The organism is Aureimonas sp. AU40, from assembly GCF_001463785.1.
Classification (GTDB): domain Bacteria; phylum Pseudomonadota; class Alphaproteobacteria; order Rhizobiales; family Rhizobiaceae; genus Aureimonas.
Genome location: NZ_BBWL01000028.1, coordinates 1 through 23794 on the forward strand (window position 1 = coordinate 1; position 23794 = coordinate 23794).

Annotated in this window: 20 protein-coding genes; 19 read left to right on the forward strand and 1 reads right to left on the reverse strand. The window is 68.6% G+C overall.

Features of this window, described 5'->3' with window-relative positions; translation table 11 throughout:
* From AUL32_RS08800 to AUL32_RS08890, 19 genes are all read left to right on the forward strand, one after another.
* Positions 1 to 247, forward strand: a 247-nt coding sequence (locus tag AUL32_RS08800) for a phage tail assembly chaperone (RefSeq protein ID WP_244497757.1), incomplete at its 5' end; no start/stop codon positions are given.
* A 1-nt stretch (position 248) separates the two neighbouring features.
* Positions 249 to 842, forward strand: a complete 594-nt coding sequence (locus AUL32_RS08805) for a phage tail tape measure protein (RefSeq protein ID WP_082659435.1) — start codon at positions 249 to 251, stop codon at positions 840 to 842.
* Between the two features lies 1 nt (position 843).
* Positions 844 to 1470, forward strand: coding sequence for a DUF2460 domain-containing protein (locus tag AUL32_RS08810; RefSeq protein ID WP_156421379.1), 627 nt, complete (start codon positions 844 to 846; stop codon positions 1468 to 1470).
* Positions 1467 to 2354, forward strand: a complete 888-nt coding sequence (locus tag AUL32_RS08815; RefSeq protein WP_062113809.1) for a DUF2163 domain-containing protein — start codon at positions 1467 to 1469, stop codon at positions 2352 to 2354. Before AUL32_RS08810 ends, AUL32_RS08815 begins: the two co-directional genes overlap by 4 nt.
* Positions 2354 to 2800 (forward strand): NlpC/P60 family protein, encoded by a 447-nt coding sequence (locus AUL32_RS08820; protein WP_062113812.1) that lies wholly within the window; start codon positions 2354 to 2356, stop codon positions 2798 to 2800. The genes AUL32_RS08815 and AUL32_RS08820 overlap by 1 nt, the downstream gene beginning before the upstream one ends.
* Before the next feature lie 3 nt (positions 2801 to 2803).
* Entirely contained in the window at positions 2804 to 6682 is a 3879-nt protein-coding gene (locus AUL32_RS08825) for a baseplate multidomain protein megatron (RefSeq protein WP_062113815.1), read from the forward strand.
* Between the two features lie 40 nt (positions 6683 to 6722).
* Complete coding sequence (locus AUL32_RS08830; protein ID WP_062113818.1) at positions 6723 to 6929, forward strand: hypothetical protein; 207 nt, start codon at positions 6723 to 6725, stop codon at positions 6927 to 6929.
* A 79-nt stretch (positions 6930 to 7008) separates the two neighbouring features.
* Positions 7009 to 7341 (forward strand): hypothetical protein, encoded by a 333-nt coding sequence (locus AUL32_RS08835; RefSeq protein ID WP_062113822.1) that lies wholly within the window; start codon positions 7009 to 7011, stop codon positions 7339 to 7341.
* Between the two features lie 35 nt (positions 7342 to 7376).
* Positions 7377 to 8039: a response regulator transcription factor gene (locus AUL32_RS08840; protein ID WP_062113824.1), complete on the forward strand. Its 663-nt coding sequence runs from the start codon at positions 7377 to 7379 to the stop codon at positions 8037 to 8039.
* Between the two features lie 87 nt (positions 8040 to 8126).
* Entirely contained in the window at positions 8127 to 9470 is a 1344-nt protein-coding gene (locus tag AUL32_RS08845; protein WP_062113931.1) for an ATP-binding protein, read from the forward strand.
* 213 nt (positions 9471 to 9683) lie between these two features.
* Entirely contained in the window at positions 9684 to 10091 is a 408-nt protein-coding gene (locus AUL32_RS08850; protein WP_061976651.1) for a hypothetical protein, read from the forward strand.
* Positions 10092 to 10202: 111 nt separating this feature from the next.
* A complete protein-coding gene (ccmI, locus tag AUL32_RS08855) occupies positions 10203 to 11381 on the forward strand; it encodes a c-type cytochrome biogenesis protein CcmI (protein ID WP_062113826.1) in 1179 nt (392 codons plus the stop codon).
* Positions 11378 to 11881 carry a cytochrome c maturation protein CcmE gene (ccmE, locus tag AUL32_RS08860; RefSeq protein ID WP_062113829.1) on the forward strand — a complete coding sequence of 168 codons (504 nt, stop codon included), beginning with the start codon at positions 11378 to 11380 and terminating at the stop codon, positions 11879 to 11881. The genes ccmI and ccmE overlap by 4 nt, the downstream gene beginning before the upstream one ends.
* Complete coding sequence (locus tag AUL32_RS08865) at positions 11878 to 13857, forward strand: heme lyase CcmF/NrfE family subunit (protein WP_062113832.1); 1980 nt, start codon at positions 11878 to 11880, stop codon at positions 13855 to 13857. Before ccmE ends, AUL32_RS08865 begins: the two co-directional genes overlap by 4 nt.
* A 2-nt stretch (positions 13858 to 13859) precedes the next feature.
* Positions 13860 to 14351, forward strand: coding sequence for a cytochrome c-type biogenesis protein (locus AUL32_RS08870; RefSeq protein ID WP_062113835.1), 492 nt, complete (start codon positions 13860 to 13862; stop codon positions 14349 to 14351).
* 120 nt (positions 14352 to 14471) lie between these two features.
* Complete coding sequence (locus AUL32_RS08875; protein WP_062113838.1) at positions 14472 to 15989, forward strand: Do family serine endopeptidase; 1518 nt, start codon at positions 14472 to 14474, stop codon at positions 15987 to 15989.
* Between the two features lie 110 nt (positions 15990 to 16099).
* Complete coding sequence (locus tag AUL32_RS08880; RefSeq protein ID WP_062113841.1) at positions 16100 to 16816, forward strand: response regulator transcription factor; 717 nt, start codon at positions 16100 to 16102, stop codon at positions 16814 to 16816.
* A 40-nt stretch (positions 16817 to 16856) separates the two neighbouring features.
* Positions 16857 to 18275: a sensor histidine kinase gene (locus AUL32_RS08885; RefSeq protein ID WP_062113934.1), complete on the forward strand. Its 1419-nt coding sequence runs from the start codon at positions 16857 to 16859 to the stop codon at positions 18273 to 18275.
* A complete protein-coding gene (locus AUL32_RS08890) occupies positions 18265 to 21240 on the forward strand; it encodes a bifunctional [glutamine synthetase] adenylyltransferase/[glutamine synthetase]-adenylyl-L-tyrosine phosphorylase (protein ID WP_062113844.1) in 2976 nt (991 codons plus the stop codon). The genes AUL32_RS08885 and AUL32_RS08890 overlap by 11 nt, the downstream gene beginning before the upstream one ends.
* A gap of 206 nt (positions 21241 to 21446) precedes the next feature.
* Here AUL32_RS08890 and AUL32_RS08895 read toward each other — a convergent pair whose 3' ends face one another.
* Positions 21447 to 23651: a PAS domain-containing sensor histidine kinase gene (locus AUL32_RS08895; protein ID WP_244497758.1), complete on the reverse strand. Its 2205-nt coding sequence runs from the start codon at positions 23649 to 23651 to the stop codon at positions 21447 to 21449.
* Positions 23652 to 23794: the final 143 nt, after the last annotated feature.

The window sequence follows — 23794 nt, forward strand, 5'->3', positions numbered from 1 at the left end:
CCGCCCCGCCGCGCCCTTGAGCGCCGCCGCGCCGGCCCCGGCCAAGGAAGCCGGCGCGGCGGCCTTTCCCTGGGACGAGGCGATGGCGCTCTGCTTCGGCACGCTTCGTCTCAGCCCCAAAGACTTCTGGGCCTTGAGCCCGCGTGAGTTGGCCGCTTTGGCGTCGCCCTTCTCTCACGCACGCGGAGGCGGCCCGAGCCGCGCGCGGCTCGGCGAGCTTCTTCAACTCTATCCCGATCGGAGATGACATGGACCCGTCCGTGGACACGATGCGCATTGCCGTGGAAGCCGACACGAGCGGCTTCGAGCGCGCCTTGACCGACCTCTCCACGCGCGCCGACCGTTTCGGCGCCGCGTTGACGGCCGCGCTGAAGGGGGCGGCCGGCGGCGGGCGCTCCCTCGACACCGTGCTCAAGGGGCTGGGCAGCCGCATCTCGACCATCGCCCTCGACGCCGCGCTCAAGCCATTGTCAAATCTGGCCGGAAGCGTCGTCGGTTCGTTGCTGTCCGGCCTGACGGGGGGCGCGGGCGGGCAGGGCGCGGGCGTGCAGCCGGCACCGGGCGTCGTTCCCTTCGCCAAGGGCGGCGTGGTGCGCGCGCCGAGCTTCTTTCCGGCCGGCGGGCAGGTCGGTCTGATGGGCGAGGCGGGCGCGGAGGCGATCATGCCGTTGAAGCGCGGCGCGGACGGCTCGCTCGGCGTTGCGGTGGACGGCGGGCGGCGCGGCGGGTCCTCGGTCACCTTCAACGTTTCGACGCCCGACGCGCAGAGCTTCCGCCGCGCGGAAACGCAGATCCAGGCGATGCTGGCGCGCGCCGCCTTGCGCGGCCAGAGGGGCCTTTGAGATGATCGCCTCCTTCAGCGAGGAACGCTTCCCGCTGGCCGTCGCCTTCGGCACCTCGGGCGGGCCGGAGCGGCGAACCGACATCGTGCGCCTTTCCACGGGCTACGAGAACCGCAACCAGCGCACGCGCCATTCCTGGCGGCGCTACGACGCGGGCTCGGGCGTCAAGAGCCTAGCCGATCTCGTCAGCGTGCTCGAGTTCTTCGAGGCGCGGCGCGGGCGGCTCGTCGGCTTTCGCTTCCGCGACCCGTTCGACGCTGCCTCGGCGCGCTGGGGCAAGCCTGTGACCGCTCTGGATCAGCCGCTCGGCACCGGCGATGGCGCAGCGCGCGGCTTCCAACTCGTCAAACGCTACGGCACCGGCGCGGACGCCTATGTCAGGCCGATCCGCAAGCCGTTGGCCGGCACGGTGCGGGCGGCGGTGAACGGCGTCGTGACCGACGCCGACATCGACGCCACGACCGGGCTCCTAACCTTCGCCGCCGCGCCGCCGGTCGGCGGCGCGGTAACGGCCGGTTTCGAGTTCGACGTGCCGGTGCGCTTCGACATGGATCATCTCGCCGTCAACGTCGCCGCCTTCGAGGCCGGCGACATCCCATCCATTCCGCTGGTGGAGATCCGGCCATGAGAACCTTGTCCCCGGAGTTCCAGGCGCGGCTGAAACAGCCGGCGACGACGCTCGCCAGCGCCTGGCGGCTGACGCGGCGCGACGGCGCCGTGTTCGGCTTCACGGATCATGACGAGGATCTCCGCTTCGCTGGAACCCTGTTTCGCGCCCGAAGCGGCTGGACGGCCGGCGAGAGCGAAGCGGCGCGCGGGCTGGGCGCCGGGACCGAGGCGGTGGACGGCGGCTTTTCCGACGAGGCGATTCGCGAGGCGGATGTGGAACGCGGCCTGTTCGACGGCTCCAGCGTCGAAAGCTTCCGCGTCGATTGGCACGAGCCGAGCCATCACGTTCTGATGGAGGTTGCCGATCTCGGCGAGGTGACGCGGGGGCCGGGGGGCTTTCGCGCCGAACTGCGCGGCTTGGCCGCCCGGCTCGACCGCCAGCGCGGCCGGACCTATCGCCGCCGCTGCGACGCCGTCTTGGGAGATCGGCGCTGCGGGGTCGATCTGGCACCTTGGACACGTTCGGTCGTGGTCGTGTCCGCGTCGGACGCGGTGATCCTGGTTCGCCCGGTTCAGGCGATCGCGCGCGGCGAGCAAGGCTTGTTTGCGGAGGGCCGGCTGGTCCTGGCGGACGGCTCGGCGCCGCTGCCGCTGCGCGGGATGGCGGATGGGGAGGAGGTGGGAACGCTGCGATTGTTCCTGCATCGGGGGCCCGTGCGCCTGCCGGAGGCGGGCGGGCAGGTGGCTCTCGTGGCGGGTTGCGACCGCTCGTTTGCCACTTGCCGCGACCGGTTCGGCAACGGCGTCAACTTTCGCGGCTTCCCGCATCTGCCGGGCGCCGACAGCGCGCTCGGCATCGCCAAGAGCGACGGGCGGCATGACGGCTCGCCGGTGGTGCCGTGATGCGGGCGCTTGTGCTGGCCGCGGCACGCGGTTTTCTCGGCACGCCCTATCGCCACCAGGGCAGCCGCGCGGGCGTCGGCTGCGACTGTCTCGGCCTCGTGCGCGGGGTCTGGCGCGAAGTCTACGGCGCCGAGCCGGAAACGCCCGGCCCCTACAGCGCCGACTGGGCCGAGACCGGATCGGGCGATCCGATGTGCGATGCCGCGCAGCGGCTTTTCCGGCCGATCGAATGGGGCGAGGCGGCACCGGGCGACCTCGTTCTGTTTCGCTGGCGCGAGGGACGGCCGGCCAAGCATTGCGGGATTCTCGACGCGCCCGACGGCGGCGCGGGTCGGACCCTGCGCCTGATCCACGCTTATGAGGGCGCCTCCGTCGTTTCCTCGGTGCTGACGCCGGGCTGGGCCGGGCGGATCGCCGGTGTCTTTCAATTCATCAACCGGAGCTGAGGCATGGCGACGATCCTTCTTCAGGCCGTGGGCGGCGCCTTGGGCGGGCTCGTCGGCGGCCCTTTCGGCGCCATGGCCGGCCGGGCCATCGGCGCGCTCGGCGGTTCCGCGATCGACGACCGCCTTTTCGGCGCGCGCACGAAGCGGCAGGGGCCGCGCCTGTCCGGCAGCCGCATCATGGAGGCCGACGAGGGCGCGGGCGTCGCCCGGCTCTACGGCACGGCGCGGATCGCGGGCCAGGTGATCTGGACGACGCGCTTCGAGGAAGCGGCGACCACGGAGCGCAGTGGCGGAAAGGGCGGCGCCGGCCGAGGGCGCAGCGAGGTCACGACCTACAGCTATTTCGGCAATGTCGCGATCGGTCTTTGCGAAGGGCCGATCGCCCATGTCCGGCGCATCTGGGCCGATGGCGAGGAGCTCGACCTGTCGCTCGTCAATGTCCGCCTTCATAAGGGCGGCGAGGACCAGGAGCCCGATCCCCTGATCGAAGCCCGGCAGGGGCGGGGCAACGCGCCGGCCTATCGCGGCCTCGCCTATCTCGTGTTCGAGCATCTGGCGCTGGAGCGCTGGGGCAACCGCATTCCGCAGATCAGCTGCGAGGTGATCCGCCCCGTGGGCGCGCTTGAAGCGGGACTGCGGGCGGTGACGATCATTCCCGGCGCGACGGAGCACGGGCTCGACCCGCTGCCGGTGCGCGAGCGTATCGGGCCGGGGACGGACCGGCTTCCGAACCGCAACATGCTGCACGGCGCGAGCGATTTTGCCGCGTCGCTGGAGGAGCTGACGGCGCTCTGCCCGCGCTTGGAGCGCGCGGCGCTGGTGGTGAGCTGGTTCGCGGACGACCTTCGCGTGGGCCATGCCAGCGTGCGGCCGGGCGTCGAGGTGCGGGCGCGCGACGAGACGATCGTCTGGCGCGGGGGCGGCGTAGGGCGCGGCCAGGCGCATCTCGTCAGCCAGGTGAACGGTGCACCGGCCTATGGCGGCACGCCCTCGGACGCCGGCGTCCTGCGCGCCATCGCCCAGCTTCGGGCGCGCGGCCTTCGGGTGACTCTCTATCCGTTTCTGATGATGGACGTGCCGGCCGGCAACGCGTTGCCGGACCCGTATGGCGGCGCGGAGCAGGCGCCCTATCCCTGGCGCGGTCGCATGACGCTCGACGAGGCTCCGGGCCGGGCGGGCTCGGCCGATCGAAGCGCGCAGGCGCGGACGGATGTCCTGCGCTTCGTCGGCTCGGCCCGCGTCGCCGACTTCGCCATCGTAGGCGGGGAGGTGCGCTACGGCGGCCCGGCCGAATGGTCCTACCGCCGCATGATCCTTCATGCCGCGCATCTGGCCAAACTGGCAGGCGGCGTCGACGCCTTCGTCATCGGGTCGGAAATGCGCGGGCTGACCGCGATCCGCGACGAGGCCGGGCGCTTTCCTTTCGTGGAGGCGCTGGTGGCGCTGGCGCGGGACGTGAAGGCGCTGCTGCCCCACACGCTCCTTACCTATGCCGCCGACTGGAGCGAGTATTTCGGCCATCAGCCGCAGGATGGGTCGAACGACGTCTTCTACCATCTCGACTCCCTCTGGGCCTCGCCGGACATCGGAGCGGTCGGCATCGACAACTACCTGCCGCTGGCCGACTGGCGGGACGAAGGAGACACGAGCGAGGCCGCGTCGCCCTATGACCGGGAGGCGCTGCGCGCTTCGATCGGCGCCCGCGAAGGTTTCGACTGGTACTATGAAAGCGAGGCGGCGCGTCGGGCCGGGCGGCGAAGCCCGATCACGGACGGGCTGAGCAAGCCCTGGGTGTTTCGGCCGAAGGACCTGAAGGGCTGGTGGGCGAACCGGCATTTCGAGCGGCGCGGCGGGGTAGAGAACGCGTTGCCCACGGGCTGGGTGCCGATGTCGAAGCCGATCTGGTTCACCGAGCTCGGCTGCCCAGCGATCGACAAGGGGCCGAACCAGCCGAACGTCTTCCATGACCCGAAATCCTCCGAAAGCCACTGGCCGTATTTCTCCAACGGTGGGCGGGACGATCTGGCGCAGCGCCGCTTCCTCGAGGCGCATCTCGGCCATTGGGACCCGGCCTCGCCGGGCTTCCGCGAAGCGGACAATCCGGTCTCGCCGCTTTACGGCGGGCGCATGGTGCCGGCGGAGGCGATCCATCTCTGGTGCTGGGACGCGCGGCCGGCGCCGGCCTTTCCCGACCGGGCCGAGATCTGGGCGGATGGCGCCAATTGGGAGCGCGGGCACTGGCTGACGGGGCGGCTTGGCCGCGCGCCGCTGGATGGGCTGATCGATCAGCTGCTGGCCGACCATGAGTTCGACGCCGGCGACACGGCGGCGGTCGAGGCCGATCTCGGCGGCTATCTCGTGTCGGGGCCGGGATCGGCGCGCGCCGAACTGGAAGAGCTTCTACGCCTGACGGGAACCGAGGTGCGCGCGGAGGGCGGGAAGCTGCGCTTTCGCTCGCTCGCTCGGCGAACCGACCCATTCGCGTTGGAAGCCCTGGCCGAGGATGACGACGCGCCGCGCTTCGAGGTCCGCCGTTCCGAACCCGTGGAGACGGTGGAGGAGGTTCTGGTGGGTTTCAGCGACCCGTCCCGCGCCTATCAGGCGGCGGTGGCGGACGCGGCGTTGGGCGACGCCGACCGGCCACGGCAGACGGCTGTGGAACTGCCGGTGATCCTGGCGGAGGGACAGGCGAGGCGCTTTGCCGCCGAACTCTTGGACCGGGAAGGGAGCGAGCGCGAGACGGCGAGCTTCGCCCTTTCGCCGGCCGAGCTTTCGCTCGCACCGGGCGATCTCGTGCGCGCGCCGGATGTGCCCGGCGTCTGGCGCATCGAGCGGATCGAGGACGGCTTGACGCGGCGGGTGGAGGCGCGGCGTGTTCGCGCGGCCGCGCTGCGGCCCGTGGAGGCGGGCTCGCTTTCCGGGCCGGCCTCCGCGCAGCCGCTTATCGCCTCGCGGCCGGTGGCGTTCTGGATGGACCTGCCATCCTTCGAGGGCGGGGGAGGCGCCTTTCTGGCGGCGACCGCCAAGCCCTTCGTGCCGCTCGACCTCTTCGCTTCGCCGACCGGCTCCGGCTTCCAGCCTTTCGATCGGGTGACCCGCCCCGCCACGATCGGCTTCCTCACGGCGCCGCTCGGAGCGGGGCGGGAGGGCGTGTGGGACCGGGCCAACCGGATCGAGGTCGATCTGGTTCGCGGGGCGCTCGCCTCCGTGCCGGAAGCGGCGCTTCTGGCAGGTGCCAACCGAGCGGCGATCCGCTCGACATCGGGCGCCTGGGAGATCGTGCAGTTTCGGGATGCCGAGGAGGTCGCGCCGGGTCGCTTCCGGCTTGCAGGCTTGGTGCGCGCGCTGGGCGGCACGGAGGACGCCATGCGGGCGGGGCAGGCGGCCGGCGCGCCGTTCGTGCTGCTCGACGGAACCTGCGTGGCCATACCCGCCCCGCTCACCGGGCTCGGCGAGGAGCGGCCCTGGCTTGCGGTTCCCGCCGGGCGGGGACTCGACGACGAGGCGGCCGACCGGCAGGCGGCCGCGCTTGGCCGCCGCGTACTGCTGCCTTTGTCGCCGGCTCATCTCTCGGGCCGTTTCGAAGACGATGGGACGCTGACCATCGCCTGGCTGCGCCGCAGCCGCTCCGCCTTGGACGCGTGGGACGAGGCCGATCCGCCGCTTGGCGAAGAGAACGAGGCCTATCGCGTCACCCTGTCGGCTTTGGGAGGCGGCTCGCTCGATCTCTCGGCAGCGGCGACGCGGCTGAGCGTTGCCGCATCGACCTGGCGCTCCGTGCTCGGCCCGGCCGGCACGCGCCTCGACATCGCCGTCTCACAGATGAGCGCCAGCGTGGGCGCCGGCGTGGCCCGGCGAATCGCGCTGGCGGTTCGACCTTGACCATCCAAACCCAATCCATCCAAACCCCAAGGAGACCAGCATGATCGAGACGAAACAATGGTGGAAATCGAAGACCGTCTGGGGCGGGCTCGTGGCGCTCTGCGCCAGCCTTGCCGCCCTCGCCGGCTTCCAACTCGACGGCGGCGCGCAGGACCAGCTGGCGGAAGCACTCGCGGCCGGCGCCTCGGCGCTGGGCGCGGTGATCGCCATTCTCGGCCGCTTCCAGGCCCAGGCCGAAATCCGCTGACCGCGCCAAATCCCGGCCTATTCATTCGACATTCAGCGGCTGGCGCCTAGAAGAAGGAGGATCGAAACCGGGAAAGCCGATGACCCGCCGCACGCTCCTTCTCCCTCTCATGGCCGGCCTTTCGCTGTGGGCGGCGGTCTCGCCTTCCTCGGCGAACTGGTCCGCGCCGGGCGTGGGCGGCGTGTCGGCGCTCGCCCCCGCCGCCTCGCACGAGCCGGACGAGCGGCCCGAACTCCTGGCTCAGGGCGGCTGCTCGTCCGCCGCCGCCCAGGCCGCCGCGCAGACGGGCGGACAGGTTCTGTCCGTTCAGATCTCCGAGCAGGGTGGGCGCACGGTCTGCGTCGTCACGGTTCTGGTGCCCGCGCGCGACGGCAGCCGGCCCCGCCGTCAGACGATCACGATTCCGCAATAAAGCCTCGCGAATCGAAACACCGAACCGGAGGCACGATGCGTATCTTGGTCGTTGAGGACGACGCCAATCTGAGCCGCCAACTCGGCGAGGCCCTGCGCGCGGCGGGCTATGTCGTGGACAGCGCGGCCGATGGCGAGGACGGTCATTTCCTCGGCGACACCGAACCCTACGACGCCGTGGTGCTGGATGTCGGCCTGCCGAAGATGGACGGGATCAGCGTGTTGGAGCGCTGGCGCCGCGACGGGCGCGCCATGCCTGTCCTGTTGTTGACCGCGCGAGACCGCTGGAGCGACAAGGTGGCGGGCATCGATGCGGGGGCGGACGATTATGTCGCCAAGCCCTTCCATATGGAGGAGGTGTTGGCGCGCCTTCGCGCCCTGATCCGCCGCGCGGCCGGCCATGCCTCGTCCGAAATTCACTGCGGGCCGCTGCGGCTCGACACCAAATCCTCCCGCGCGACCGTCGACGGCACGCCCCTGAAGCTGACCTCTCACGAGTACCGGCTGCTCGCCTATCTCATGCATCACCAAGGCGAGATCGTCTCGCGCAGCGAACTGACCGAACACATGTACGATCAGGATTTCGACCGTGATTCCAACACGATCGAAGTCTTCGTCGGCCGCCTGCGCCGCAAGATCGGCCTGGACCTGATCGAGACGGTGCGGGGCCTCGGCTATCGGATGCACCGGGATGGCTGACATCAGCGGCTGCCGGAGCGCGAACGGGTGAGCGAAGTGCCGCGGAAGACCCGTTTCTCGGCAAGCCTCACGGTGCGTGTCGTCGGCATGTCCAGCCTCTGGGCGATCGCGGCCTTTCTCGTGGTCGGCGGCCTGATTTCCTCGCTCTACGAGCGGACGGCCCTGTCGGGCTTCGAGGCCGTGGTGCGTGCTCAGCTCTTCAACCTCGTCAATGCCGTGACGGTTGACGAGACCGGCGCTTTGCGCGGCGTGCCGGATCTCGGCGATCTCGCCTATTCGCAGCCCCTGTCCGGCTGGTACTGGGAGGTGCTGCCGGCCAGCGCCAACACGTCCGGCCGCCTTTCGTCCTTCTCGCTCGGGCGCGCGCGCATCGCCGACGTGCCGGAGGCCGAGGCGCCGTTCGACATGCAGTATCGGCGCGACTACCGGGTGCCGGGGCTCGACGGCGAGACGCTTTATGTCGAGGAGGCGGAAGTCGTTCTGGACAGCGAAAACCATGCCGCTCGCTTTCGCGTCATGGGCAATGCGAGCACGTTGGACGCCGACATCGCGGCCTTCAACCGGCAGCTGACGCTTTATCTCGGCCTGTTCGGCCTGGGCTCCACGGTCATCAACGCCCTAGCGATCCTCTACGGGCTCCGTCCGCTTTCCGTCGTGCAGCGTGCTCTCGCCTCGGTGCGCACCGGCGAGAAGGAACGGCTTGAGGGGCGCTTTCCGACCGAGATCCAGCCGCTCGCTGCCGAGATGAACGCCTTGATCGACAGCAATCTGCGCATCGTGGAGCGGGCGAGGACGCAGGTCGGCAATCTCGCCCATGCCCTGAAGACGCCGGTGGCCGTCCTGTTGAACGAAGCCGGAGCGATCGGCGGCGAGAAGGGGCGCGTGCTGCGCGAGCAGGGCGAGCGGATGCAGGCCCATGTCCAGCATTATCTCGACCGCGCCCGCATCGCGGCGGGCGGCGAAAGCGTGATCGCTCGGGCTCCGGTCAAGCCCGTGGCCGAGCGTCTGGTCCGGGTCATCGCCAAGCTCAATCCGGCGTTCCGGGTGGATATGGAGATGGACGCGGCGCTGGAGCGGCTCGTGTTTGGCGGCGAGCAGCAGGATCTGGAGGAGATGCTCGGCAATCTCCTGGAGAATGCCGCGAAGTACGGCCGGAGCCGGATCGTGCTGGCGGTCTCGGCAGAGGGGCCTCGCGTCTTCCTCGTCACCGTGTCGGACGACGGGCCTGGGCTCGGCGAGGCGGAGATCGCCGAGGCGACCAAGCGCGGTCGTCGCTTCGACGAGACGGTGCCGGGAAGCGGCCTCGGCCTTTCCATCGTGGCTGAGACCGTTTTGCAATACCGGGGGGAATTTCGGTTGGGCCGGTCCGAATTCGGGGGATTGCGCGCCGAACTGACCTTGCCACGTTCCGCCGATACGCCGATCTCCTGAGAGACTGTTTGATAACTCGGTCGGGTCGGTTCGCCGGCGCTTTTCCGCCGCCGCTTCGTTGCCAATCCTCGCCGATGCCACCGGCATCGACTGCGTTTGGCGCCTTGCGAACGTCGCAAAATCACTCGACGGTCCCCCACCGCCGAGTTGTCAAACAGTATCTGAGATCGTTCGGAATGTCCGGGCTTGCCCCGGTCGGTATCAGGCTGACCCATGCGTCGTGCGTTTCAGACCCTTGCGGCCCTCCTTGCCTCGCTGACGCTCGGCGGATGCCTGTCGTCGGGCGCTGCCCTGACGCAGGCGTCCACGCCTGCTCTGCCGCCCGGCGCTCTGTCGCTGCGCCCCAGCCTGCCCAAAAGCGGCAACGCGCCGCTAAGCGGCCGGGCGGAGCAGGGGGCTTTGGCCGCACAGTATCAGGCGTTGCAGTTCGGCGCCGTGGGGCAGGCCGTGCCCTGGTCGGCGGACGGCTATCGCGGCGAAGTCGTGCCGACGCAGCTTTACCGGATCGGCTCGCAGGATTGCCGGGGTTACACCCATGTCGTCACCCGTGGAAGCGCGACGACGCGCCAGGTCGGCACCGCCTGCCGGTCGGGCGTCGATACGTGGACGCCCGTCGGCTGACGAGACATTCTTTGCGCCGATGTGAATAGGCAGGGCCGCGCGCCCTTGATAGAGCTTGGCCTACTCGCCGGCCGCCGGTCTCGTCGGAAGCCGCCCATGGGATGATGACGCTTGTTCTGGCTTGTCGCCGCCTGCATGACCTTGATTGCGACCATCGCGATCGTTCGCCCGCTGCTTCGCACCAGCGTCGCGCCGGCGGTGCCGCGTCCGCGCCATGACGCGGAGGTCTATCGCGCACAGCTTCTGGAACTGGAAGGCGACCTCGTACGCGGGGCGATCGGCCCGGACGAGGCCGCGACGGCCCGCGCCGAGATCGCCCGTCGTCTCCTGAAGGCCGAGGGCGCGCTGGCGATCGACCAGAGCGCGAGCCGGTCGGCGCAGGGCCGCCTCGCCATCATAGCCGGACTTGCGGTCGCCCTGTTCCTACCAGCCGCGACCTTTCTTTTCTACGACAGGGCCGGTTCGCCGGAGATCGGTGATCTGCCGTTGGCCAGCCGCGAACCGGAACGCGCCCCCGACGACATTTCCACCATGATCGCCGCCATCGAGCGAAGGCTGGTCGAGAAGCCGGACGATGGGACGGGATGGAGCATCGTCGCGCCGGTCTACCTGCGCATGGGCGAGGCCGACAAGGCCGTGGCGGCCTTCCGGAACGCCATCCGCCTGACCAAGCCGAACGCCGAAAAGCTGGTGGGTCTCGGCGAGGCTTTGGTTCAGCAGGCTGCTGGACAGGTGACCGAGGAGGCGAAGGCGCAGTTCGATGCGGCCTTGGCGCTGGACCGGGACGCGCCGGCCGCGCGCTTCTACCTCGCGCTGCAGCTCTCGCAGACCGAGCGCTATGCCGAGGCGCGCGAGGCCTGGGGGGCGCTGATCGCCGCGTCGCCCGCCGATGCGCCTTGGCTGACATTGGCACGGGCGGGGCTCGACGATGCGAGTGCCAAGCTTGGCATGAATGCCCCGGCAGCGCTGTCCGAAGCCGTGGCGCAGGCGCCCGGCCCGAGCGGCGCCGATATCGAGGCGGCGGGGCAGATGAGCGAGACCGATCGCCGCGGCATGGTCGAGGGCATGGTAGCGCAACTTGCCGGCCGACTGGAGGCCGCGCCGCAGGACAAGGAAGGCTGGAAGCGCCTGATGCGCTCCTACACCGTTCTCGGCCAGACGGGCGAGGCGACGGCGGCCGGCGAGAAGGCGCTCGGCGTCTTCTCACCCGAAAGCACTGAGGGTAAGGATATCCTGGCCTTTGCGCGATCGCTCGGGCTCGACCTCTCGGGAGACAGCGCCACGCGATGACCCGCAAGCAAAAGCGCCTCGGCTCGATCTTTGGCATCCTCTTCGTGGTGGGGGCGGCGTTCGCGCTCGTGCTGACTGCCCTGTCGGACAGCGTCGCCTTCTTCAACTCGCCGACCGATCTCGCAACGCGTCCGCCTTCGGAAGGCCAGCGCATCCGCCTCGGCGGCATCGTCGAAAGCGGGTCGGTGGAGCGCGGCGGCAGCCAGCTCGTGCGCTTCCGCGTGACCGACACGGTGGAGAGCGTCGATGTACGCTACGCCGGCCTTCTGCCCGACCTGTTCCGCGAAGGGCAGGGCGTCGTCGCGGAAGGGGTGGTCGGGCCCGACCATGTGTTCGTGGCCGACACGGTGCTCGCCAAGCATGACGAGACCTACATGCCCAAGGAAGTGGTGGACGACATGAAGGCGCGCGGCCTCTGGAAGGACGGGGCGGTGGTCGCCAGCGAAGGGGCGTCCAGCCCCAAGATCGGCGCGCCGAGCCCGGGCGGAGCGGGGCTTTGATCGTCGAACTCGGTCATTTCGCGCTGGTGCTGGCGCTGGGCCTGGCGCTGGTGCAATCCGTCCTGCCGGTTCTCGGCAGCCGGCTCGGCGACGCTCGGCTGATGGACACGGGCGGCGTTACGTCGCTCGGCTGCTTCGCCCTGCTCGCCTTCGCCTTCGGCGCGCTCACCACCGCCTATGTCACGTCGGACTTCTCGGTTCTGAACGTCGTTGAGAACAGTCATTCGTTGAAACCCATGCTCTACAAGGTGTCGGGCGTCTGGGGGAACCACGAAGGCTCGATGCTGCTCTGGGTGCTGATCCTCGCCCTGTTCGGCGCGCTGGTCTCCTCCTTCGGCGTCGATCTGCCGGCGAGCTTGAAAGCCAATGTGCTTTCGGTTCAGGCCTGGATCCTGGTGGCCTTCCTGCTCTTCATCCTATTGACGTCCAACCCGTTCACGCGCGTCGTGCCGGCCCCTTTCGAGGGGCAGGACCTCAACCCGATCCTTCAGGATATCGGGCTCGCGATCCATCCGCCGCTGCTCTATCTCGGCTATGTCGGCTTCTCCATCGCCTTCTCATTTGCCGTCGCGGCACTGATCGACGGGCGGATCGACGCGACTTGGGCGCGCTGGGTCCGGCCCTGGACGTTGATCGCCTGGGTATTCCTGACGGCCGGCATCGCCATGGGATCTTACTGGGCCTATTACGAACTCGGCTGGGGTGGCTGGTGGTTCTGGGACCCGGTCGAAAATGCCTCCTTCATGCCTTGGCTTTCCGGCACGGCGCTGCTGCACTCCGCTCTCGTCATGGAGAAGCGCGCGGCGCTGAAAGTCTGGACCGTGCTTTTGGCGATCCTTACCTTCTCCCTTTCGCTGCTCGGCACGTTTCTGGTGCGTTCGGGCGTGCTCACCTCCGTCCATGCTTTCGCGGTGGACCCGGAGCGCGGCGTCTTTATTCTCGTCATTCTCTGCGTCTTTATCGGCGGTTCGCTGGCGCTCTTCGCCTGGCGGTCGAGCGAGCTGGAAAGCGGCGGGCTTTTCGCGCCGATCTCGCGGGAAGGGGCGCTGGTCTTCAACAACCTGTTTCTGACCACCGCGAGCGCCACCGTTCTGACCGGCACGCTCTACCCGCTGGCGCTGGAAGTCGTCACCGGCACCAAGATCTCGGTCGGCGCCCCTTTCTTCAACGCGACCTTCGGGCCTCTCATGGTGCCGCTGCTCTTCGCCGTGCCCTTCGGCCCGCTGCTCGCCTGGAAGCGTGGCGATCTTCTGGCCGCCGCGCAACGCCTCTATGCCGCGATCGGCGCGGCGATCGTGGCGATCGTCCTAGTCTTGGCGCTGACGCGGGGAACGCGCATCCTCGCGGCGCTGGGCTTCGGCCTGGCGGTCTGGCTCCTGGCGGGCAGTCTGTGCGATCTGGCTGCTCGCGCCGGGTTGCCGAAAGTTGGCGCGCGCTTGGCCCTTCGCCGGTTGCGCGGCCTGCCGCGCTCGGCCTTCGGCACGGCGCTGGCCCATTTCGGCCTTGGCGTGACACTGCTCGGCATCGTCTCCGTCGGCGCCTTTTCAACCGAGACCATCACCACCATGGCGCCGGGCGACACGGTCCAGGCCGGCGGAACCTTGGTACGCTTCGAAGGGATGGGACCGCGCGAGGGGCCGAACTATCGCGAGGAGGTCGGTCGCTTCACCCTGTCGCGCAGTGGCGGCGAGACGGCGAGCCTCGAGTCGGCCAAGCGCTTCTATCCCGCCCGGCAGATGCCGACGACGGAAGCGGGCATCCACACCCGCTGGTTCAGCCAGGTCTATATCTCGCTGGGCGATGCGGCGGCCAATGGCGGCGCGACCGTGGTCCGTATCTGGACCAAGCCGCTGGTCACGCTGATCTGGCTGGGGGCCGTGGTCATGGCGTTGGGCGGCTGCGTGTCGCTGGCCGACCGGCGGCTGCGGGTCGGTGCGCCGTCCCGCGCGCGGCGCGCGTCGGCCGCGAGGGCCTGACGATGCGATGGGGAACCCGGCGGTTTTGCCTCGTCGTGGCGGCGCTGTGCCTGCTGGCGGCGTCCCCGGCGCTGGCGGTGCAGCCAGACGAAGTGTTGCCGAACGCCGGGATGGAAGCCCGCGCCAGGGCGCTCTCGGCGGAGCTGCGCTGCATGGTCTGCCAGAACCAGTCGATCGACGATTCCGACGCAGCGCTCGCCAAGGATCTGCGCGTCCTGGTTCGCCAGCGTCTTCTGGCGGGAGACAGCGATGCGCAGGTGCTGGACTATCTCGTCGCGCGCTACGGCCAGTTCGTGCTTCTGCGCCCTCGGCTGGAGACGCAGACCCTAGTTCTTTGGGGCATGCCCATCGTGCTGTTGCTGGCGGGCGGTACCGCTCTCGTCCTGTCGCGCCGGCGCGCGCGGGACGCCTCGGCCGCGCCCTTGTCTTCCTCCGAGGAGGCGGCTGTCGCGCAGGTTCTGGATCGTTTGGAGCAGGAAACGGGTCGAATCTGACCTTACCAAGCTTTCACACGCCTGAAAACTTGCCGTAATCTTCGATCCTCTAGGTTCCGTGTCAACGACGAAGCGGAAATGTCCCGCCGAGCGCGAGAACGGAACCAGCAGGGGTATCCCATGACCAACACGATCACGACCAAGACCAAGCGTCGCCTGTCCGCCGCGGTTCTCGCTGCGGGCGTTGCCGGCCTCGCCTTTTCCGGCGGGGTGTTGACCCATGCCACGCCGTCCTTCGCGCAGGCCGTTCAGGTCAGCCCGGCCGGACAGAGCGCCGGCTTCGCCGATGTCGTCGAGAAGGTGTCGCCCGCCGTCGTCTCCGTCCGGGTGAAGGAGAAGATCGAGGACGTGGCCGATCGCGGCGGTCCGCAGGCCTCGCCCTTTGACAACCTGCCTGAAGGCCACCCGCTGCGCCGCTTCTTCGAGTTCGGAAATCCGAACGGCCCGGCCGCCCCTGGTCAGCGCGCGCCCAACCGCAAGCCGCGCGAGGGCATGGCCCAGGGCTCCGGCTTCTTCATCTCCGACGACGGCTTTCTCGTCACCAACAACCACGTGGTCGAAGGCGGCACCAACTACACCGTCGTCCTCAACGATGGCACGGAATACGACGCCAAGCTGATCGGCACCGACAAGCGCACCGATCTGGCGCTGCTGAAGGTCGACGCGCCCAACGTCAAGTTCACCTATGTCGGCTGGGCCGACGATTCCAAGGTGCGCGTCGGCGACTGGGTCGTGGCGGTCGGCAATCCGTTCGGCCTCGGCGGCTCGGTGACGTCGGGCATCGTCTCGGCCCGGGGCCGCGACATCGGCGCCGGCCCCTATGACGACTTCATCCAGATCGACGCGGCGGTGAACCGGGGCAATTCCGGCGGTCCGGCCTTCAATCTGCAGGGCCAGGTGATCGGCATCAACACGGCGATCTTCTCGCCCTCGGGCGGCTCGGTGGGCATCGGCTTTGCCATTCCCGCCTCCACCGCGCAGTCGGTGATCCAGTCGCTGCGCGACAGCGGCAATGTCCAGCGCGGCTGGCTCGGCGTCCAGATCGCGCCGGTGACCAAGGACATCGCCGAAGCGCTGGGCCTTGCCAACACGCATGGCGCCATCGTGACCCTGCCTGACACCGAGACGCCCGCCACCAAGGCCGGCATCCGCACGGGCGACGTCATCACCGCCGTCAACGGCGAGACCGTGACGAGCCCGCGCGAGTTGGCCCGCAAGGTGGCAGAGTTCAAGCCGGGCACCTCGATCGACGTGACGCTGTGGCGCGACAATGCGGCCAAGCAGGTGAAGGTCGCGTTGGGCAATCTGGCCTCGCTGGATGAAGCCTCCAACGCGGGCTCCAACAGCAGCGTGCCGGTCAACCCGTCCTCGCTGCGCGGTTATGGTCTGACGCTGACCCCGTCCGACGATGGGCAGGGCGTGGTGGTCACCGATGTCGACCCGGACTCGGAAGCCGCCTCCCGCGGGGTCTCGGCCGGCGACACGATCGTGGCGGTGAACGGCACGCAGGTGAAGTCGCAGAGCGATGTCGAGGCGGCCATCAAGAGTGCCTCCGGCAGCGGGCGCAAGGCGGCACTGTTCCAGCTGCGCAACGGCGACCAGAACCGCTTCGTCGCCCTGCCGATCTCCGGCAGCTGATCGGCCGGCGGCGGGCGTATCTCCGCCGTTCGACTGAGCAGGGTGGCGTCTCCGAAACGGGGCGCCACCCAGTTTTTCTCACAATCCGACGATCCGAAAGGACTGGGCCGATGACGCCGTTAGCGGTTTCGCCTACATCCGAACCCATGCGCATCCTTTTGATCGAAGACGACAAAGAAGCCGCCTCCTATCTACAGAAGGCCTTTCGTGAGTCCGGCCATGTGCCGGACCACGCGGCCGACGGCGAAACGGGGCTGCATATGGCGGAGACGCAGGGCTACGACGTGCTCGTGGTGGACCGGATGTTGCCGCAGCGCGATGGGCTTTCGGTGATCTCGGCGCTACGCGAGAAGGGCGACATGACGCCCGCGCTGATCCTCTCTGCCCTGGGGCAGGTGGATGATCGCGTCACGGGCCTGCGCGCGGGCGGTGACGATTACCTCGCCAAGCCTTACGCCTTTTCCGAGCTTCTCGCCCGGGTCGAGATCCTCGGCCGGCGGCGAGGCACGAAGGAGATCGAGACGGTCTACCGCGTCGGCGATCTCGAGCTCGATCGCCTGTCCCACGAGGTCAAGCGCGGCGGCAAGACGGTCGTGCTGCAACCGCGCGAGTTCCGCCTTCTCGAGTATCTCATGAAACATGCGGGGCAGGTGGTGACGCGCACCATGCTGCTCGAAAATGTCTGGGACTATCACTTCGATCCCCAGACCAACGTCATCGACGTTCATATCTCGCGCCTGCGCTCCAAGATCGAGCGCGATGTCGGCGAGCCGCTGCTCCACACGGTGCGCGGTTCCGGCTACATCCTGCGCGCGGGGCAGGGGTAGGCGCTCGTAGCGCGTCGCCCCGCCGCATCCCATGCGCACCATGGCCCGTATCCGTGACATCTGGCGGGTTACTGCCTTTCGCCTGTCGGCGATCTATCTCAGCCTCTTTGCGGTCTTCGCCGGTATTCTGCTCTTCTACGTGACGGGTTCGGCCGTCTCGATCCTCCAGACGCAGAACCGCGACACGATCAACGAGGAGATCGGCGAACTCGGCCGCGTCTATCAGAATGCCGGCATCGTCGGTCTGGTGCGCTCGATCGACCGCCGTTCGCGCCAGCCCGGCGCGTCGCTCTATCTCATGACGGACGCCACTGGGCGCATCCTGGCTGGCAATGTCGAAAGCCTGGAGGCGGGCGTTCTCGACGATCCCGGCTTCGTCGGCAGCGCGTTTCGCTATGCGCGCTTCACGGAGGACCCGAGCGACCGCTACCACACGGCGATCGCGCAGGTGATCCAGCTTCCCAACGGACTGCGGATTCTTGTTGGGCGAGACCAGACCGAGCTCGACCGCATTCGTCTCGTGGTGCGCAACGCGCTGATTCTGGCTCTCGGCCTCATGAGCGTCGGCGCGCTGATCGCTTGGTTCCTGGTCGGTCGCACGGCGCTGCATCGGCTGGACAACATGTCAGTCGCCACCGCCCGCATCATGGGGGGCGATCTCGGCGAGCGCCTGCCGGTAGCGGGCACGGGCGACGAGTTCGACCGGCTGTCGGAAAATCTCAACCTGCTGCTGACCCGCATCTCGCATCTGCAGGAAGGTCTGCGGCAGGTCTCCGACAATATCGCCCACGATCTGAAAACGCCGCTGACGCGGCTGCGCAACCGCGTAGAGGCCGCCTTGCGCGGCTCCGAGGACGCCTCGTCCGGCGAGCTGCGCGGTGCGCTTGAAGGCGTCATGGCCGAGGCGGACGGCATGATACGCACTTTCGACGCGCTGCTGATGATCAGCCGCGTCGAGGCCGGTTCGCACCCGGCCTTGAAGACGAAGGCCGACATCGCGGCCATCGTGCGCGACGTGACCGAACTCTACGAACCTCTGGCCGAGGATGCCGGCGGCACGCTGGCGGTGGAAGCGCCGGACAGCCTCACGGCCGAGGTCAGCCGCGAACTCATCGCCCAGGCGCTTTCGAATCTCATCGACAATGCGTTGAAATATGGCGTGCCGGCCGAGGGGCCGCTCGCCATCCGTGTGGCCCTCGCGTCCGAGGATCACGGCTTCCGACTGGAGGTCGCCGACAACGGCCCGGGCATTCCCGCCGACAAGCGCGTGCGCGTTCTGGAGCGCTTCTACCGGCTGGACGAAAGCCGCACCAAGCCCGGCTCCGGTCTCGGCCTCTCGCTGGTCCAGGCCATTGCCGGCATCCACGAAGGCACGATGGCGCTGGACGATGCCGCTCCCGGCCTTATCGTTCGTCTCTCGATACCGTCCGAGGGGGGAAGGGCCGGCGATGAGGGATGAGGCTTTGGGAGCGCTGCGTCTGGGCGGCACGCTGCCGCTGGTGCCGATGACGGCCGAGAAGGCCAGCGCCTGCCTGTCCGATCTGGCGGCGGCGGCCGAGGCACAGGGGCTGGACAGGCTGGTCGCCTGGCTCGGCGCAGATGGTTTCGATGCCGATCGCGAGCGTTTGGGCGCTGCTCTTTCCTTGTCCACGCATCTGGAAGGGCTAGCCCTGCGCGGGCCACAATGGCTGGACCATCTGTTCGACGAGGATGCGGGCGAGCGGGTGGAGGCGCTGGTCGCCAGCCTGGATGCTCCGATTCCAGACGGTGCCAGCGAAACCGGCATCATGACCGAGCTGCGGCAGGCCAAGAACGAGGCCTGCTTTCTGATCGCGCTACGCGATCTGTTCGGCGCGGCGACGCCCGCCACCACGACCCGCCACCTGTCGCGCCTCGCGCAGGCGGCGGTGACGAGGGCGGTTCGCTTCTGCCTTCTCGATCTCGATCGAAAGGGCAGTCTGAAGCTGCCCAACTCCGCCGTTCCCGAACAGGGCTCGGGCCTCTTCGTGCTCGGCATGGGCAAGCTCGGCGGCGAGGAGCTGAACTATTCCAGCGATATCGACCTCGTGGTTCTGTTCGAACCGGAGGCCGAGGCGGTGCTCGACCCGCCCGAAAGCGTCGAGCTTTATTCGCGGCTCGCGCGCCGTCTGGTGAAGATGATCGGCGAGCGCACCAAGGACGGCTACGTCTTCCGCACCGACCTGCGCCTGCGCCCCGACCCCTCCGCCATGCCGCTCGCCGTGCCGGTGCCGACCGCGCTCGTGTATTACGAGGGCGCTGGGCGCGACTGGGAGCGCGCGGCGATGATCAAGGCGCGGCCCATCGCGGGCGACCCAGAGGCGGCAGCGGCCTTCCTTCGCGACATCACGCCCTTCGTCTGGCGCCGCTATCTCGACTTCGTGGCGATCGGCGACATCCACGCGATGAAGATGCGCATCGACCGCCATCGCGGCTTCGAGAGCATCATGGTTGCCGGGCAAAACGTGAAGCTCGGGCGCGGCGGTATTCGCGAGATCGAGTTCTTCGCGCAGGCCCAGCAGCTCATCGCGGGTGGGCGCAACCCGGCCCTTCGTCTGCGCCGAACCGACGAGGCACTGGCGCGGCTCGCCGAGGAGGGCTGGATCGAGCCGGACGCCGCCGAGGAGATGACCGAGGCCTATTGGTTCCTGCGCCGCGTCGAGCACGCGGTTCAGATGGTCGCGGACGAGCAGACCCATACGTTGCCGGAGGCGGAGATCGATCTCCTGCGCATCGCACGCCTCTGCAACTTCGAGACGTTGGACGATTTCTCTCGCGCGCTGGTCGAACGGCTGGAAACGGTCGAGGCACGGTTTTCCGCGCTTTTTGCCGATCACGCCCCGGCGAGGACGAACGAGGGCGCGGTCGCGCTTCTTTCCGATGCGGAAGATCCCGCTGCGCTCGAATGGCTCGGCCAGATCGGCTATCGCCGCCTTGGCGATATCGGCCGCATCGTCCATGGCTGGGCGAGCGGGCGCTATCGCGCCACCCGCTCGGATGCGGCGCGAGACCAGCTGGTGCGCGTCCTGCCCTCGCTTCTGGAAGCCTTCGCCAGGGGGCGGGACCCGGACGCCGCGCTGGCGGGCTTCGACCGTTTCCTCTTCGGCCTGCCCTCGGGCCTACAATTCTTCTCGCTGATCGCCTCCAACCCACGGCTTCTCGATCTTCTGGCGCTGGCGATCACCGCCGCGCCGCGCCTTGCCGACACGATCGCGCTGCGCCCGCATGTGTTCGACGCGCTGCTCGACCCCGCCTTCTATCGCGAGATCCCGACCCGGGCGCTCTTGCGCGAGCGGCTCGGCAGTTTTCTTCGCGAGGCGCCCTTTTTCGAGGAGCGGCTGGCCCGGCTGCGCATCTTCGCCTCCGAGCAGCGCTTTCTCGTCGGCATCCGGCTTCTGGCCGGCGCGATCGAGGGCGAGGCGGCCGGCGCAGCCTTCACGGCGCTCGCCGATGCGGCGCTGGAGGCGCTGGTGGAGGCGGTGGAGGCGGAGTTCCGCCGCGCCCATGGCACGGTTCCGGGCGGACGGCTGGTGGTGCTTGGACTCGGGCGTCTCGGCAGCGGCGAGCTGACCGCCAGCTCCGATGTCGATCTCATGCTGCTCTACGACCACGATGCCGAGGCAGAGACCTCGGACGGCGACAGGCCCTTGCCGGTCTCGACCTATTACACCCGGCTGACCCAACGGCTGATCGCCGCCTTGACCGCGCCGATGGCGGATGGGGTGCTCTACGAGGTGGATTTCCGTCTTCGACCTTCGGGCAACAAGGGACCGCTCGCCACCCATATCGACGCCTTCCGCAAGTACCAGCGGGAGGCCTGGACTTGGGAGCGCATGGCGCTGACGCGCTCGCGCCCGCTCGCCGGTGATCCCGCGCTGACCGAAGAAATCCGCGCCGCGATCCAGGCGGCAATCGAGAGCCATGCCGCCGATCCGCTGCTGCGCTACGACATCGCCGACATGCGGGCGCGGCTGGAGGTGCAGAAGCCCGCCCGTGGGCCGCTCGATCTCAAGCGGCTGGTCGGCGGCCTCACCGATCTCGAGTTCATCGCGCAATGGTCGATCCTGTCCGGGATCGTGCCGCTGGACTTCATCGGCCGCAACACCGAGCGGGTGCTGACGGAGCTCGTCCGTCGCCAACCCGAAACGCCGGGCGTGGACGCGCTGCCGGCGGCTATGGCCGATCTGACGCGCGTCGTGCAGCTCCTGCGCCTCGGCCCGGGCACGGCCTTCCGGGTCGAGGACCTGCCGGCGGGCCTTTCGGAACGGCTGGCCCGCGCGCTGGATCTCGCGGACCCGTCCGGCATCGAGCCGCATATCCAGGATCTGGCAAGCCGGACGCGCGCGGCCTTCACCGCGTTGATCCCCTTCGAAGGGGTGGGGGACGACCGGTTGCCGGCCGGCTAAGAGCGCCTAACAAAATCTCTGGGCGGAGGATGGGCGAGGGATTTTCGTTCGAGGACGAGCAGCGCGAAGCACAGTCGATGCGAGGGCGCATCTGCGAGCATTCGCGACGACGTCAGCGGCGAAAAGACCCGGCCAGCCGACCCCATGAGATTCTTGTTAGGTGCTCTAACGTCTTATCAGGAGATGTCGCCGTCGCCTCGCGCCGATCAGGCGGCGACGGAGATCAGCGGGCTCTGCATCTCGCCGTCTTCCGCACAGGGGAGGCGGATCGACACTGCCGTTCCTTGGCCCGGCGTCGAGGCGATGCGCATCCGCCCGCCCTGCAGTTCCACCAATGAACGCGCGATCGCAAGCCCGAGCCCGGTGCCCTTGTGGGTGCGCGTCAGCTCGTTCTCCACCTGCTCGAAGGGGCGACCGAGGCTTTTCAGCGCCGAGCGGGGAATGCCGATGCCGTTGTCGGCGATGGTCACGACCACATGCCCCTGCCGCACCCGCGAGCGCACGCGCACTTCGCCGCCCGCGCCGGTGAATTTCACCGCATTGGCGATGAGGTTGAGAAGGATCTGCTTGGCCGCCCGGCGGTCGCCGATCAGGGTGAGATTGTCCGGGCTCTCCACTCGCAGGCGCAGGTTCTTCGATCCGGCTTGGACTTCCACGATCTTGGTCGCTTCCGCCAGGATGGCGGGGAAATCGACCAGCTCGCGGGCCAGCGCCATGCGGCCAGCCTCGATCTTCGACATGTCGAGAATGTCGTTGATGAGCTTCAGGAGGTAATGGCCGCTCTGATGAATGTCGGCGGCGTATTCCGTGTATTTGGCGTTGCCGATCGGGCCGAAGCTTTCCTCGTGCATGATCTCGGAAAAGCCGATGATGGCGTTGAGCGGCGTGCGAAGCTCGTGGCTCATATTGGCGAGGAACGTGGTCTTCGCCTGGTTGGCGCTCTCGGCGCGCTCCTTTTCCACGATGTATTTGTGGTTCAGTTCAGCCAGCTCGCGCGCTTTGGTTTCGGCGTCGCGCCGCGAGGCGGAAAGGTCGTTGATCGTCGCCATGAGGCGGCGCTCGGAATCGCTCAGCCGCTCTTGGTGAACCTTCAGCTGCGTGACGTCGGTGCCGATCGCGACATGGCTTCCGTCCGGCATGCTGCGCTGAGAAATCTGCAGCCAGCGCCCGTCCGCCAGCAGCGTCTCGGAAGCGCGCTCGCCCTGCACGAAGGTGGAGCTGGTCAGCTTGCGCTCGGCGATCGGCTTGCGCCCCTTGGCGCGCACGACCTCGAACGCGGTGCCGATCTGCACGTCGGCATCAGTGAGGCCGAAGACTTCCTGATATTTAGAGTTGCAGAGAACGAGGCGCTTGTCCGCGTCCCACAGGACGAAGGTCTCGGAAATGTTCTCGATGGCGTTCTGGAGGCGCGTGTTCGCCTCGTCGGTCATGCGCGCCAGGAGCTGGTTCTCGCTGACATCGACGGCGACGCCGATCAGATGAATCTCGTTGTCGGGCGTGCGCACCACTTCGGCGCGCGCGCGCAGCCAAAGGAACTGCCCGTCGGCCCGTCGCATCCGGAAGGAGCGCTCGAAATGGCCGACCGAGCCCGAAGCGATCTGCCGGGCGAACTCGAAGAAGGACCCATCCTCGGGATGGAGAAGCGCGGCGACCTCGGAGAAGGACAGGACCTCCTCGCGCGGCGCCATGCCGAGGATCTCGTACATGGAGCGCGACCAGTACATGCGACCGCGCGCCAAATCCCAGTCCCACAAGCCGCAGCGGCCGCGCGACAGGGCCGTTTCCACCCGGCGATGCTGGTCGAGAAGCAGCCTGTCGGCCATGCCGGCTCGCACGGCCTGCCGGTAGTAGGCCACGAGGATGGCGAGGAAGACGAGGCAGGTGAGGCAGAAGAGCGTGACGCTGAGCGAAGCCGTGCGGCGCCAGTCGGCGAACATCTGCGATTCCACGCGCACGAGCACGACGCTGCCGAGCGGCTCGGTCAGGAGCGCGGCGGTTGCCTGCGCCGGCTGGCCGCCGAGGCGCACGGACATGACGCCCGCCCGCTCGCCGAAGACGCTCAAGGGTTGGCTGCCGTCCAGCACCGTGTCCAGGCTGTGGCCGAGCGTGGCTTCCTGGCCGATGGTGGTCGCGACGACGCGGCCCTGCCGATCGGTGACGAGGGCTGCGAGCCCGTCGTCCTTCAGGAAGAGGGGAAGGGTCGAGGTGAGAAGCTGGTTGGCACGTTGGCGCGGATCGGCCATGGCCGGGTCGAAGCCGGCTTCCTCGGCGCGCAGGAGGCTCGCCACGACGCGCAGTTCGTTGGCGGCCCGCGCCTCGATCGCGTCCCGCTCATCGATCGCCGAGATGATGCGAACCAGCGCCATGATTACCAGGAAGGCGATGACGCAATAGGGGATCAGGCCGCGCAAAGTGGGCTCGTATTCGCCCAGACGATCACGAAACGACAGGAGAGCTGGGTGTAGAACTCTTTGCGACAAGCTGCGGACCCAGCCCGAAATTCGGGACGAATCCGCTCTTGCCGGTACGCTCGAAGCGTCCGACCTCATCCAAC

Excerpts from the sequence above, each read along its gene's own strand:
- AUL32_RS08805 (WP_082659435.1), top strand. The coding sequence starts at position 249 with ATGGACCCGTCCGTGGACACGATGCGCATTGCCGTGGAAGCCGACACG.
- AUL32_RS08810 (WP_156421379.1), top strand. The coding sequence starts at position 844 with ATGATCGCCTCCTTCAGCGAGGAACGCTTCCCGCTGGCCGTCGCCTTC.
- AUL32_RS08815 (WP_062113809.1), top strand. The coding sequence starts at position 1,467 with ATGAGAACCTTGTCCCCGGAGTTCCAGGCGCGGCTGAAACAGCCGGCG.
- AUL32_RS08820 (WP_062113812.1), top strand. The coding sequence starts at position 2,354 with ATGCGGGCGCTTGTGCTGGCCGCGGCACGCGGTTTTCTCGGCACGCCC.
- AUL32_RS08825 (WP_062113815.1), top strand. The coding sequence starts at position 2,804 with ATGGCGACGATCCTTCTTCAGGCCGTGGGCGGCGCCTTGGGCGGGCTC.
- AUL32_RS08830 (WP_062113818.1), top strand. The coding sequence starts at position 6,723 with ATGATCGAGACGAAACAATGGTGGAAATCGAAGACCGTCTGGGGCGGG.
- AUL32_RS08835 (WP_062113822.1), top strand. The coding sequence starts at position 7,009 with ATGACCCGCCGCACGCTCCTTCTCCCTCTCATGGCCGGCCTTTCGCTG.
- AUL32_RS08840 (WP_062113824.1), top strand. The coding sequence starts at position 7,377 with ATGCGTATCTTGGTCGTTGAGGACGACGCCAATCTGAGCCGCCAACTC.
- AUL32_RS08845 (WP_062113931.1), top strand. The coding sequence starts at position 8,127 with ATGTCCAGCCTCTGGGCGATCGCGGCCTTTCTCGTGGTCGGCGGCCTG.
- AUL32_RS08850 (WP_061976651.1), top strand. The coding sequence starts at position 9,684 with ATGCGTCGTGCGTTTCAGACCCTTGCGGCCCTCCTTGCCTCGCTGACG.
- ccmE (WP_062113829.1), top strand. The coding sequence starts at position 11,378 with ATGACCCGCAAGCAAAAGCGCCTCGGCTCGATCTTTGGCATCCTCTTC.
- AUL32_RS08870 (WP_062113835.1), top strand. The coding sequence starts at position 13,860 with ATGCGATGGGGAACCCGGCGGTTTTGCCTCGTCGTGGCGGCGCTGTGC.
- AUL32_RS08875 (WP_062113838.1), top strand. The coding sequence starts at position 14,472 with ATGACCAACACGATCACGACCAAGACCAAGCGTCGCCTGTCCGCCGCG.
- AUL32_RS08880 (WP_062113841.1), top strand. The coding sequence starts at position 16,100 with ATGACGCCGTTAGCGGTTTCGCCTACATCCGAACCCATGCGCATCCTT.
- AUL32_RS08885 (WP_062113934.1), top strand. The coding sequence starts at position 16,857 with ATGGCCCGTATCCGTGACATCTGGCGGGTTACTGCCTTTCGCCTGTCG.
- AUL32_RS08890 (WP_062113844.1), top strand. The coding sequence starts at position 18,265 with ATGAGGGATGAGGCTTTGGGAGCGCTGCGTCTGGGCGGCACGCTGCCG.